Origin of the sequence: Pantoea sp. AG1095 (assembly GCF_003208415.1) — a bacterium.
GTDB classification, from domain to species: Bacteria; Pseudomonadota; Gammaproteobacteria; order Enterobacterales; family Enterobacteriaceae; genus Pantoea; species Pantoea leporis.
Genome location: NZ_QKMJ01000003.1, coordinates 233,225 through 244,546, shown reverse-complemented (window position 1 = coordinate 244,546; position 11,322 = coordinate 233,225). Strand labels below are relative to the sequence as shown.

Annotated in this window: 12 protein-coding genes; 3 read left to right on the top strand and 9 right to left on the bottom strand. The window is 51.7% G+C overall.

Annotated elements, in window-relative coordinates:
- Positions 1–45 precede the first annotated feature (45 nt).
- The gene (locus DEU53_RS09755; RefSeq protein ID WP_110866877.1) at positions 46–675 is read right to left on the bottom strand and encodes a response regulator transcription factor; all 630 of its coding nucleotides are present in this window, start codon (positions 673–675) and stop codon (positions 46–48) included.
- Positions 676–1,174: 499 nt separating this feature from the next.
- On the opposite strand from DEU53_RS09755, the gene DEU53_RS09750 reads away from it, so the two are divergent.
- A complete protein-coding gene (locus DEU53_RS09750; RefSeq protein WP_110866876.1) occupies positions 1,175–2,308 on the top strand; it encodes a fimbrial protein in 1,134 nt (377 codons plus the stop codon).
- Positions 2,309–2,451: 143 nt separating this feature from the next.
- Here the strand turns inward: DEU53_RS09750 and DEU53_RS22950 are convergent, their stop codons facing one another.
- The 6 genes from DEU53_RS22950 to DEU53_RS09725 form a co-directional block, all read right to left on the bottom strand.
- Complete coding sequence (locus DEU53_RS22950; RefSeq protein WP_146222852.1) at positions 2,452–2,745, bottom strand: hypothetical protein; 294 nt, start codon at positions 2,743–2,745, stop codon at positions 2,452–2,454.
- 113 nt (positions 2,746–2,858) lie between these two features.
- Positions 2,859–5,402, bottom strand: a complete 2,544-nt coding sequence (locus tag DEU53_RS09745) for a fimbria/pilus outer membrane usher protein (RefSeq protein WP_110866875.1) — start codon at positions 5,400–5,402, stop codon at positions 2,859–2,861.
- Between the two features lie 62 nt (positions 5,403–5,464).
- Complete coding sequence (locus tag DEU53_RS09740) at positions 5,465–6,169, bottom strand: molecular chaperone (RefSeq protein WP_110866874.1); 705 nt, start codon at positions 6,167–6,169, stop codon at positions 5,465–5,467.
- A gap of 48 nt (positions 6,170–6,217) precedes the next feature.
- Entirely contained in the window at positions 6,218–6,775 is a 558-nt protein-coding gene (locus DEU53_RS09735) for a fimbrial protein (RefSeq protein WP_370445559.1), read from the bottom strand.
- 247 nt (positions 6,776–7,022) lie between these two features.
- Positions 7,023–7,403, bottom strand: a complete 381-nt coding sequence (locus DEU53_RS09730) for an Hpt domain-containing protein (RefSeq protein WP_146222851.1) — start codon at positions 7,401–7,403, stop codon at positions 7,023–7,025.
- 29 nt (positions 7,404–7,432) lie between these two features.
- A complete protein-coding gene (locus DEU53_RS09725) occupies positions 7,433–8,059 on the bottom strand; it encodes a response regulator (RefSeq protein WP_110866872.1) in 627 nt (208 codons plus the stop codon).
- A 175-nt stretch (positions 8,060–8,234) separates the two neighbouring features.
- On the opposite strand from DEU53_RS09725, the gene DEU53_RS09720 reads away from it, so the two are divergent.
- Both DEU53_RS09720 and DEU53_RS09715 read left to right on the top strand, forming a co-directional pair.
- Positions 8,235–8,777 carry a TetR/AcrR family transcriptional regulator gene (locus tag DEU53_RS09720; protein WP_110866871.1) on the top strand — a complete coding sequence of 181 codons (543 nt, stop codon included), beginning with the start codon at positions 8,235–8,237 and terminating at the stop codon, positions 8,775–8,777.
- Positions 8,774–9,886, top strand: a complete 1,113-nt coding sequence (locus DEU53_RS09715; protein ID WP_110866870.1) for an MFS transporter — start codon at positions 8,774–8,776, stop codon at positions 9,884–9,886. Before DEU53_RS09720 ends, DEU53_RS09715 begins: the two co-directional genes overlap by 4 nt.
- Here the strand turns inward: DEU53_RS09715 and DEU53_RS23055 are convergent.
- Positions 9,873–10,013: a hypothetical protein gene (locus DEU53_RS23055; RefSeq protein ID WP_167391175.1), complete on the bottom strand. Its 141-nt coding sequence runs from the start codon at positions 10,011–10,013 to the stop codon at positions 9,873–9,875. The genes DEU53_RS09715 and DEU53_RS23055 overlap by 14 nt on opposite strands.
- A 65-nt stretch (positions 10,014–10,078) precedes the next feature.
- On the bottom strand, positions 10,079–11,212 hold the full coding sequence (gene blaPSZ / locus DEU53_RS09710) for a PSZ family class C beta-lactamase (RefSeq protein ID WP_110866985.1): 1,134 nt from the start codon (positions 11,210–11,212) through the stop codon (positions 10,079–10,081).
- Positions 11,213–11,322 lie beyond the last annotated feature (110 nt).

Sequence of the window (11,322 nt, the reverse complement as noted above, 5' to 3'; positions counted from 1 at the left end):
AGAGCAATATCAGGAAAATGCAGCAAAGCGTACGCATAGCACCGGCTATTTGATCAGGTTGTTACGACGGGCAAAATCGATTAGATCGATCAGCGACTGCGCATTGAGCTTCTGCTTTAGACGATGTTTATAAGTGCTGATCGTTTTTTCACTCAGCAGCAATTGTTCGCCAATCTGTTTATTACCCATGCCCTTACCGATGCTAACTAACACGCTCAATTCACGATCGGAAAGTTGCTCTAACAAGCCGTCGTCATCATGATAGCTGTCAGTTTGCTCATACGATTGATAGGTTGATTGCGGAAAAAAACTGTACCCGCGCATCACCATTTTGATGGCATCTAATAATTCGCTCATATCATCAGATTTGGTGACGAAGCCATCTGCACCGGCTTGTTTACAGCGCTGGGCAAAATGGCTGCTGGACTGCGATGTCAGCACTAAGATCTTTAGCGACAAATTCAGGGTGCGCAGCCGCTCCAGCACCTGGAAACCATCAATTTTTGGCAGCCCAATATCCAGCAGCACTAAATCTGGCAAACATTCCCGTGTTTTCTGAATAGCGTCGACACCGTTATTGGTTTCGGCCACCACTTCCATCTCATTGCGTTCCAGCAACATTTTTACGGCAAATCGGATAACCGGATGGTCATCAACAATGATTACTTTTTTCATAGAAATGAGATCCTGATGACTACGCTGAGCGGGTTATCAATGAGTTCCCAGGGCGGATTACACTATCCGGTTTTAACAGAATGGTCTGTAGGAAATTACTTATGCTTCCTATTCCTGACCCTGAGCTTTTCAGCAGTTTTGCGCCAATCCGATCCTACTCGTCCTGCTGTAACAATATAACTTAACAACACATTTTACCAAATTGTAGGACTCAGAGAATTTTTACCCAGCGGGAAGATGGATGTGAGTCGTGGCATAGCTTTTTTCTGATACGCTCGTTGCAGAACGGTGCATAAGGATGAGAGGCGTGACCTGTGAATAAGCAGAACACTATTTTTTCAAAGTAGATAAAAATCTCGCTAACGCTGTTTGTACGAAATGCCTTACATAATTGCGATTCCACTCTGATGGAGTGCCGGTAAAACAATTATTAAAATGACGTCCAATCCCTAACTTTGCCTTTAGCACATTCCACTAAACGCGTGAATTCGAGTTTGTCATGAAGAAAATTATCGTCGCTATATTATTGTTACTGATTAATACCACAAGCCTATTGGCTTGGGCAGATCGCTGTGATTATGATCCCGGTTCTGGCCCGGTAAATTTAACTGTTCCGCTTTCAGTTGCGAATATTTCCGTTGGCGCTGACGTTCCGGTTGGCTCGACAGTGCATACCCTTAAGGTGATAGGCAGTACAGGTAAACAACCTTGGTTAGTTTGTCGTCCTGAAGGAACATCAAATGGGTTCAGTATTGACCAGTATCTTAGCCTGACCAATGCACCGGCATTAGTTCCGGGCTGGACTGGAAATTATGCGGGCGCAGTATTTCAAACAGGTGTTCCCGGTCTTGGTGTCGCCATTGTCAATAATGACGGTACTACCGCCAATCAAGCCATTACCACTTCAGCGGTAAAAAAGTGGACGACGCCTGTGGGAAATACAGCCTATCATTTTTATTATGGTAACTCATTTACTCTTCATTTTATTAAGACCGGCCCAATGAGTGCAGGTACAGTTAATGGTGCACAGTTGCCAACCGTTTTATTGACCACCGGATCTGTTACGCCTGTAGTAAATATTCCTGATACGCCCTATCGACTTAACTTCTCCGGCAGTCTGAATGTGATCGCCGCCAGTTGCACCACACCCGATGTCAACGTCAACATGGGCAAATGGGAAATCAATAGCTGGTTTGGTACAGGCAAAGCCAATGCCACCTCATGGGTGCCATTTGATATTCGATTGACTAACTGCCCAGCATTTCAGGGTAATTATTCTAATCCCAGCGCACCGCCTACGTATCATACTGGCAGTGGATTTGCCGCAGGAACCTGGGTGACGAACAGTATCAAGATTAGATTCACACCGAGTAATGGGGTCATTGACGCCGCTCAGGGCATTATGAGCCTAGACAACAGTGCTGATTCCGCACAAGGGATAGGTATTCAAATTGCCGACGGAAAGGTTTCACCTGCACCGGTAAATCTCAACCAGACGCTCGATAAAAATATGGCCAGTAACGCGGTGGGGACGGTTTTACTGCCTTTCTCCGCGCGCTATATCAAAACAGGCGGCAACGTTTCACCTGGTGTTGCAAATGGTAAAGTGATTTTCAATATAAGCTATTACTGATTAAGCATTGTTAAATGAGCGGGAATAAGGTTGTATACCTCATTCCCTTTTTTATATCTGAATCCCATCATGTTAGTACGAAACGTGCAAACCAACCGTTTTGGTTAGGTCGCAGTCAATCGCGTTCCATTCACCTGCAATACTCAACGATAGGTCGTCGTAATAATTCCTTTCTGCTTTGTATTATCAATCCACACTAACTTCATACTGCCTTGATGACTAGGCAAAGCCTTGAATCGAACATCAGAGCGAATTGCGGAAATATGCGGTTGAGTGGTTCTGGGACAATGGATCTTAACATTATTTTGCTGCAAGGTTATCTCGCACGTCTCTTCTTTTAAATAACCCTGAAAATGAAGCGTGCTGCCCGATGCTGACACATTGGCTGAATATAAGCTGGAGAGAAAGGCAAACAGGATGGCGTTGCGGAAAGTCATGTTGTGGCCTCTTATCAAGAATGACACCTTAATAATCGGCCAGATTGGGCAAAACTAAAATTTTTAGCGATGTTTAACTGCCCGGCGGAGTTGCTCCATCAGGCACTTGACATTTAGCGACCACAAACCGCATTAAAGGATTGCAGTGCAGGTTTGCTGTTTTTTACTTCAGGCATGCGTTTATAGGGTAACTGACACGATTGATTTGCATCATTACCCCAACGCACCGTCAATGTGCCCTGCTCTTGTTCCACCAACGCGTATGCCTGTCCCGCCTGACCTACAGAACCCACCTGCTTGCCTTTGCTGTCCAGCACATCGGCGCCAAACGGTAAAGGTTTGCCTTGCCAGGTCGCGGAAATCAGTATTGGCAGACCACGGTGCGCCTTGTATTTCACTTTCACCACCGCACCTGAATAAGGTGCGACGCGTGAAGAGGTGTTCTCAAGCTCCACGCCCGCTGACGTGCCTTTGGGATCCACCACGATCTCATTCATCTGATAGGGATTGAGATAAGGTACCAGCGCATATCCGCTGTTATCGACAAACACGCCCGGATAGGACGACACGCTCGCGCCCTGCGCACCTTTGGCTTCCACCAGTGCATAGGTATCGCCGGTGTACGGGCTCAAGGTTACACCACCGCTGTGTGCCACGATCGTACCGTTAAGTCCCACAGAACCGCTCTGGTAACCTTTACCCGTACTCAATGAACCGCTGAGGTTAGTAGCACTGGCGCGATATTGCCCATTGAGCGAGCCGCTGCTGCCATCACCTGCCGCAGCATGACGCGCCGTTGCGCCATAGCTGAACTGGTTATCATCTCCCGCCGTACCGGCGATCGAGGCGAGTTGCCCCCAACGCCCATCATTGTCATGTGAAAGTTCAGTGCGGAATAGCGGCGTATGGCGTTGATTATCACTACCCAGCGGCATACTGAAACTCAGCAAGTAACTGTTTTGTGAACTGCCATAGCTGCTGTAGCTACGGTTGACGGAAATGCCCCATGACACGGAACCAGTGCGATTGTTATAGCCAAGCTGGAACTGTTTTTCGTTACCTTCACGATTCCAGTAATCCTGCACCGAGCCACTGAGGTAGACATTTCCCCATACATCCGGCAGCGTTTGTCCGGCGGTGACCGAGAAACGATTTTTGGCACGATATACGGAATCCAGGCTAGCGCCACGCTGTAGCACATCACGGCTTTGCATCGCTGTCATAAAATCCATATAGCCGGACGTTGAGAAGCGGTAAGCAGCGATTGACAGATTACTGCCGCTTTCCGGCACCGCTTTGCTGTAGCTAATACGGTAACTTTGCCCGGTCATGCTGGCATCTTGCTGCTCATCAACATTGCGCAGATGGGTGCGCGCCTGCGTAATATCAAAAGCAAAAGCACCCAGCGGTGTACCTAACGCCGTTCCGCCTTGCAGCGCATAATAATTCTGGCTCGCCTGCAATCCTGCGTAACCGGTAACATTGTTAGTTAAGCCATATTGCCAGGTGCCCTGATAGAGCGCGACGTCATCACGAATGTAGTCGGCACGCAATTTACCCGCCGTCACGTCATAGCGGGATGTTCCTGGGCGCAGCAATTGCGCTACCGCTGCATAAGGCACGCGGAAACTGCTTTTGCTGCCATCCGCTTCAATCACCGTTACCTCAAGATCGCCGCCGTAGCCGGTAGGATAAAGATCGTTGATTAGGAACTCGCCCGGCGACACGGTGGTTTCATAAATCACCTGACCTTGCTGGCTAACCGTTACGCGTGCGTTGGTGCGCGCGATACCGCGAATTTCCGGTGCATAGCCGCGCTGAGATTCCGGCAACATGCGCTCGTCGCTGGCCAGTTGAACGCCACTGAACGGCAGCGTATCGAAAATCACACCGCTGGTATTTGATTGCCCGACGACAACGCGTCCACGCAATGGCACTACATCATGCTGCACATAGGTATTAAGCGACTGATAACCGCTGCCGCCTTGTTGCTGCCAGTTGTAGTTGCCGTTGTGACGCAGGTACCAACCGCCGATGTTCAACCCTGCGTTCACGCCGCCAAAGAAGGATTTATACACCTGTCCCGCCGAGCGGCTGGTGTAGGCATTGGTCGAGTATCCCAACATGAAGGCCGGGATCCCTTCATCCCATAACGCTGGATCAACGTAATCCTGTGGCACCTTATTCAGATAGATTTGCGGAATGGAGATGTCGAGACGCAACTGGTTGCTGTCGTAGCTCACGCTGGCGTCCGGCAATACAGACGTTAAATCGCTACAATCCTTTTCACTCGTGAGCAGATCCGCAGCCGACGCGGGCAGCGCCGAGGCATTAAACGGGATCTTTTTCAGCAATGATGAAGGTATGCAGGCGCGAACTTGCTTATCTGCCATCTCGCGGAAGTTGATATCCTGATTGGCAATCAAGTGTTCATTAACGTACACCAACGTGCGATAGGTGCCCGGTGTAGCCGATGCGCCCTGGTTAAAGCGCGCCAGATCGATGGCTCCCCCTTTGCTGACCTGTAAAAAACTGGCGTCAAACTCCGCCTCTTCAGCGGCAAAGGCTTGATTTGCGCCACTTAATAACGCGGTAAACACCGCGCTCGCTAATAAGGTGTAACGCAGTGGCATTGAAGATTCTCTGGTAAAAGTCATAAGCGTGCCTTCCGGCACGTCCTGACATGCCGGCTATAGGAGATAGAGATTCAAGAGAGAAGTTATTTAATGGCAGCGGTAAAAGGCTGAACGGCCCCGAAATCGTTAACGTAGTCGCCGCTTACGTTGTCACCTGCGCTGGCGCTGATTTTGAAAGTCAACGAGGAGAGTGGCGGCACCATTTCACCGTCAATCGTGCGTCCATTCACCGTAACCGTCACTAGCGAGACGTTGTAAGGCGTTGGATTGCTGGCTTTCAGCTGGCCATTACTCACAGACCAATTCAGCGATTTCACCGCTTCATTCGCATCGCCCTTCAGTCCTGCTGGACGATAAAACAGTTTGATACGGGTGCGGAACGCCATCTGTAAGGTATTAAGTTCCGCCTTGTCTTTGGTTTTAGCCGGAATCTCCAGCACGTTTAGCCATGACACTGATTCACGATCGTGGGCAAACGCGCCAGAATTGCTTAAAGACAAACGTAAAGTCTGCCCTTTCCCTGCATCAACACGGTTCACCGGTGGCGTGATGATGTAAGGCGTTTGAATGTTCTCAGGTGTCGCATTGGCATCTCCGTTATCAACCCAGCTTTGGATCAACACGGGTGAAGCTCCCACGTTTTTCAGTTGCACGGAGACTTCTTTGTCATCCTGATGATAGATAACGCGCGTACCGGTAATGACGATGCTGGCTAATGCCTGGCCACTCATTAAGGTTGCCCAAAGCAAAGCAAAAAAAGGCAGGGTTTTGTTACGGGAGATGTTCATGTTGAAATCCTGAGAAAGAAAGGTGGGATTTCTCCCACCTGACGATGACTACTTATACATAATTGAGTAAACGACGTTGCTTGATACCAAACCCGGGGTGGTGGCATTTTCGGCGTAATACTGCACGGCATAGCTCAGCGTTCCACTTCCGGAGGCTACGTCGACGAAGGAATTGTTTGTGATTTGATTCTGGTTGCCCGCCTGAATCACGTTCGAGTTGTCCCCATCCAGCAACTGCAGGCTAACGTTGGTTGCACCACCGTTGGGGGCCGTGACCGTATTTTTCAGACGACCGGTTACGGTGTCCACTGTTGCACCCGCTTCGAAGAAGGCTGATGCCGTTTTCAACGTGCCGCTACAGTTATTCAGCGCCATGTTGAAGCCGGTACGACCCGCAACCTTAGACGCGGCTTTCAGGTCGGCAGTTGATACTATTGGCAGCTGGATAGTGGCATCTGCCCCTTGGCCGTCAACGATAACGTCACAGGTACTGGCCGTCAGTTCACCATTAAAGGTGATGGTACCGTCTGATGCCTGAGACGACGCGCTCATCACCAGCAGAGCCAAAGCGGAAGCAGCGAAAATAGATTGAGTAGTTTTGCTCACGAGAATGATTCCCTGTTTGTCGTTTTTACGTGGAGGCTAATCGCTCCGGTCCTCAGACTGAGTACCCTTAAGAAGACCTGGTGTTGCTTAAGGGAAGGTGTCCGTCTGATGGCGTAAAGATTACGGTTTACAGGGGATGTCAGGTATCAGAGCGGAGGCCTACATTTGTCAAGATAGGCTGTAATTCTTGTAGTCCATTTTGTAGGCCGCTGTAGTCCAATGTAAGCATTGATGCGGGCGTCAGGATTTATTGAGCAGAATGCTGCTCGAGGTAATCAGCAATACTGGCATTGATCTCTTCAACTGCTGGAGAGACTTCCGACCACAGATTGGCTAAGAAGATGTTGTCAGGGGGAGATTGCAGGCAGGCTGTTTCTAGCTGGCGACAGGCATGTTCAGCGCGACGAGCGCCGGTGATCTGCGCGGCTCCGGCAATACGGTGCATGCTTTTGGCGAGTTCACCCCAATCCGCGCGGGCATAAAGCGCTGCAGCTGCGTTTAAATCCGTGGAATTACTTTTTAGTGTCATGGCAAGCATGGCGCAAAGCAGGGATTCATCGTGGCCAGTTAACGTGCGCAGGCGCTCCAGGCTAAGTAGTGAATCTAAGGGTTTTGCAGATTTAGCCAAGAGAGCCTCTTTCTGTGCAACGCAGCACACTAATCGAGATGATGACGACGCGCGAAATCGATTAATTCGAGTGTAGAACTCAGCGCCAGTTTGGTCAGGATGCGGGTTTTGTAAGTACTGACAGTTTTGTTGCTGATGTGCATGATCTCAGAGATATCGATCACTTTCATACCGCGCGCCAGATGCTGCAGAACCTGAAATTCGCGGCTTGAGAGATTTTTAATCGCATCCACTTCCGCTTCGGGCATTTTATTGGTGCCCTTATTATCGCGGCGCTTCAGCGGGAAGTAGCCGTAACCGCGCATCACGGCGCGCACCGCATCACCCAGCTCTTCCAGATTATTACGCTTACCGACAAAACCATCGGCCCCGGTGCTCATACAGCGACTCAAATAGTGGTCATCATCGCGAGCGGTTAACACCAGAATGCCACCGCGATATTCCGCTGCGCGCAATTTCACGATCAGCTCAATGCCGCTTAGTCCAGGAATATCGAGGTCAAGCACGATGAGATCGGGATGATGTTCGTTGATCATTTTCAACGCCTGGTGGCCCTCTTCCGCTTCGGCTACCACCGTATGCCCATCTTTTTCCAGTAAAAAACGAACCGCAAGACGTGCGACTGGATGATCATCAATTATCAAAATACTCGCCATCTTCACCTCTTCTACGACGACAGGAGTTGTTCCATGTAGTTTAAAATAACTTACCAATAAAACAATCAGATAAGCGGTGCGATATTCCCAATTCCGGGGAAATGTCCTACAAAATGGGCGAAATGGATGACAAGCCAAATTTGCAAAAGTAAAACGATCGGTTTACTTTTTAAGGATGAAAAAGAAACTCGATATCATCAATGCCGCTGAGCGGCTGTTCTATCTCAACGGCTTTCACGCCATCAGCACCGATCGCATTTGCAGCGAGGCGAATGTCTCGACGCGCACCTTGTATCGCTATTTCCCCTCGCGTGAAGCGCTAACGGCCGCGGTGCTGGAGGCGCGACAAGCTCGTTTCTTCGCCGCGTTGCAATCGCCGGACCATCCGCAAGCGGTCAGCCATATGTTCGATGCGATGGCCGACTGGATGCAGCAATACGGCAACAATGGCTGTTTGTTTCTCAAGGCATGGGGCGAATACGCCGGAGAAGATGCCGCGTTAGCCGAACAGGCGCTGGCTTACCGCCACAAGATGCGCGATTACATTGCACGCGCCATTCAGCAGGCGCTCGGCAAGCAGCATGTCGCGCTGGCAAATGCGGTTTGGTTGCTGTTTGAAGGTGTGCTGACTTCGGCATTGATCATCGGCGCGGCGCAGGCGTGCGAAGCCGGTAAAAACGCCGCGCTGCAGCTTATCGCGTTCAGTGAACAGACATGAAGGGTACGGCGCTCGGCATCACCGGATTTGCACTTATCGCGGTGACCTACGGTATGGCGCGTTTCGCCTGGGGCTTGATGATGCCCGAGGTGATGCACGACATCCCCTTTACCCGGCGCGTTTCTGGCGTGCTTTCGGCCTGTAGCTTTGCCGCTTACTGTGTGGCGGTGTTGATCGCGCCGATGATGACCGCCCGCGCCGGGCCGCGATTTCCTGCTGCGGTTGCCGCGCTGTGTGCCGCGTTGGGTTTGTTGATCATCGCGAGCGCGGTATCGCCGTGGATGCTCGGCGTGGGATTGTTTATCGCCGGTATGAGCGCCGGTCTCGCCTCGCCTGCGTTAGCGAGCGCTGTCAGCCAGCGTATTGAGGCTGAGCAACAGCCGCCGATGAACACGGTTATCAATGCCGGAACCAGCATGGGCATTATGTTGTCAGTGCCAATTTTGTACTGGCTGCCCGGCGGCTGGCGCATCGCCTGTGCGGTTTTTGCCGCGCTGGCGATGATCTGCCTGGTGCCGATTTGGCGCCAGCTACCCAATCACAATGAAAACGCTCAACGTGAATCCTGGTTAAGCCACCTGCGGCAGCGTTCGCTGCAGCGCCTTATCTTCATTGCACTGTTCAGCGGCGTCGCCAGCGCGGCTTGGTGGAGCTTCGGCCCGGATCTGCTGCATCACATTCACGTCAGCGATTGCATGGTTAGCCTGTTGTGGCTCATCGCTGGCGCAGCAGGCATTATCGGCGCGCTCACCGGCCCGATGGCGAAATGGATGGGGATGAAGCGGGTTTATTGGCTGTCGCAATGCTGCCTTGCCGTGCCCTTATTGCTACTGGCGTTCAGCCATCACTATTCAGCCTGGCTGTTTCCCGCCGTGGCGCTGGGTGGCGCGGCGTATGTTACGCTCTCGGGCGTGTTGCTGGTGTGGGGCGCAGAAGCAACCAACAATGCCCCCGCCGTTGGCGTAGGCATCTTGTTCTATATGTTGGCTGCGGGTCAGGTGATGGGATCGCTGCTGTTTGGACAACTCTTTATGCTGGCAGGCGCGCCAACCGCATTAACGCTGTTTGCCGCGCTGCCGTTGCTAATGATGTTTGTTATTCGTCGTTAAACGGATCTTTTTTGTCGTCTTCACTGTCATCGCGCGTTCTGGGGATCTCACCGTGTTCGCTGGGATTGTCCTTGGCGGGATGCTTTTCATCATTCACGTCGCGTTTATCTTTAGGGTGATTGCTCATCTGAAGCTCCTTTGTTGATCACCCATTAAGTGTAGTTGATGGGGCGAGGAGTTCGCCCCATACGCTTACTGCAACGCTTTCAGGATCTGCATCGCGGCTTTAACCCGCTCGGTATTGGGATAATTTTTGTTCGCCAATATCACAATGCCAACCTGTTTCTCCGGGATGAAGGCGACATAAGCACCGAATCCACCCGTTGCGCCGGTCTTATGCACCCACGACGCGCTGACACGCGGATGTGATTCGGCATCCCGCACCGGCTGCGGCCCAAGCGCCACTTTGTTATCCGCGCCCTTCACCGCCATCTCCGCCTGAGCGGGCCAATCCAGCATCTCCCAGCCCAAACCTTGATAGAGCGCATCGGTGCGATAGAAACGCGTTTGCGCGAAATCCAGCGCCTGCTGCAGCGGCTTATCGTTAACCTGCTGCGGATCCATATTGGCCTGCATCCAGCGCGCCATATCTTTAATCGACGACTTCACGCCATAGGCTTCAGCATCCAGCATGCCCGGCGACACGCGCACCGGTTTGCCTTCGCGGTAGCCCCATGCGTAAGCATTTTTCGCGGCGTCAGGCACGGTGATAAAGGTGTGCTTGAGCTGCAATGGCGTGAATACGCGCTGCTGCATTGCCTGTTCAAAAGTCAGCCCGCTGGGTTTCGTCGCCAGCCAGCCAAATAAGCCGATGCTGCTGTTGGCATATTGACGGGTGTTGCCCGGCGCCCACTGCGGTTGCCACTGTTGATAGAAGTTCGCCAGCGCCTTTTCTTCGGTCACGGCATCGGGCAACTGCAGCGGCAAGCCGCCAGCGGTGTAAGTCGCCAGCTGCAGCAGCGTGATGTCGCGCCACTGCGGCGTGTTCAGTGCCGGCCAATATTTGCTGGCAGCATCGCTCAGCGCGATCTCGCCTTTATTCACCGCAACGCCACTCAGCACGCCGGTGAAGGTTTTACTCACCGAACCCAGCTCAAACAGCGTGTCTTGGGTGACCGGGCGCTGCTGTTTGACATCCGCCATGCCCCAGGTGAAATAGTGAGGCTGGCCTTTAACCACCACCGCCACCGCCATGCCGGGAATCGATTGCTGCTGCATTAGCGGTTTGATCGCCCGATCAACGGTTGCTTGCACATCTGCCGTGGTGGCGAACGCCATGGAGCACGCCGAGGTCAGCGCTGTTGCTATCAATGTTTGAGAAATCAATTTCACTGTAGTTAACCTTCCGGGTTGTTGTTCCGCAGGCAGTTTGACCACTTTGACAGGGTGCAACAAACTGTTAATTTTAGCGTCAGACAATAGAAAATCTTACAGGT

Bases quoted from the DNA above. Each gene is read 5' to 3' on its own strand.
- DEU53_RS09755 (WP_110866877.1), bottom strand. From the start codon at position 675: ATGAAAAAAGTAATCATTGTTGATGACCATCCGGTTATCCGATTTGCC.
- DEU53_RS09750 (WP_110866876.1), top strand. From the start codon at position 1,175: ATGAAGAAAATTATCGTCGCTATATTATTGTTACTGATTAATACCACA.
- DEU53_RS22950 (WP_146222852.1), bottom strand. From the start codon at position 2,745: ATGACTTTCCGCAACGCCATCCTGTTTGCCTTTCTCTCCAGCTTATAT.
- DEU53_RS09745 (WP_110866875.1), bottom strand. From the start codon at position 5,402: ATGACTTTTACCAGAGAATCTTCAATGCCACTGCGTTACACCTTATTA.
- DEU53_RS09740 (WP_110866874.1), bottom strand. From the start codon at position 6,169: ATGAACATCTCCCGTAACAAAACCCTGCCTTTTTTTGCTTTGCTTTGG.
- DEU53_RS09725 (WP_110866872.1), bottom strand. From the start codon at position 8,059: ATGGCGAGTATTTTGATAATTGATGATCATCCAGTCGCACGTCTTGCG.
- DEU53_RS09720 (WP_110866871.1), top strand. From the start codon at position 8,235: ATGAAAAAGAAACTCGATATCATCAATGCCGCTGAGCGGCTGTTCTAT.
- DEU53_RS09715 (WP_110866870.1), top strand. From the start codon at position 8,774: ATGAAGGGTACGGCGCTCGGCATCACCGGATTTGCACTTATCGCGGTG.
- DEU53_RS23055 (WP_167391175.1), bottom strand. From the start codon at position 10,013: ATGAGCAATCACCCTAAAGATAAACGCGACGTGAATGATGAAAAGCAT.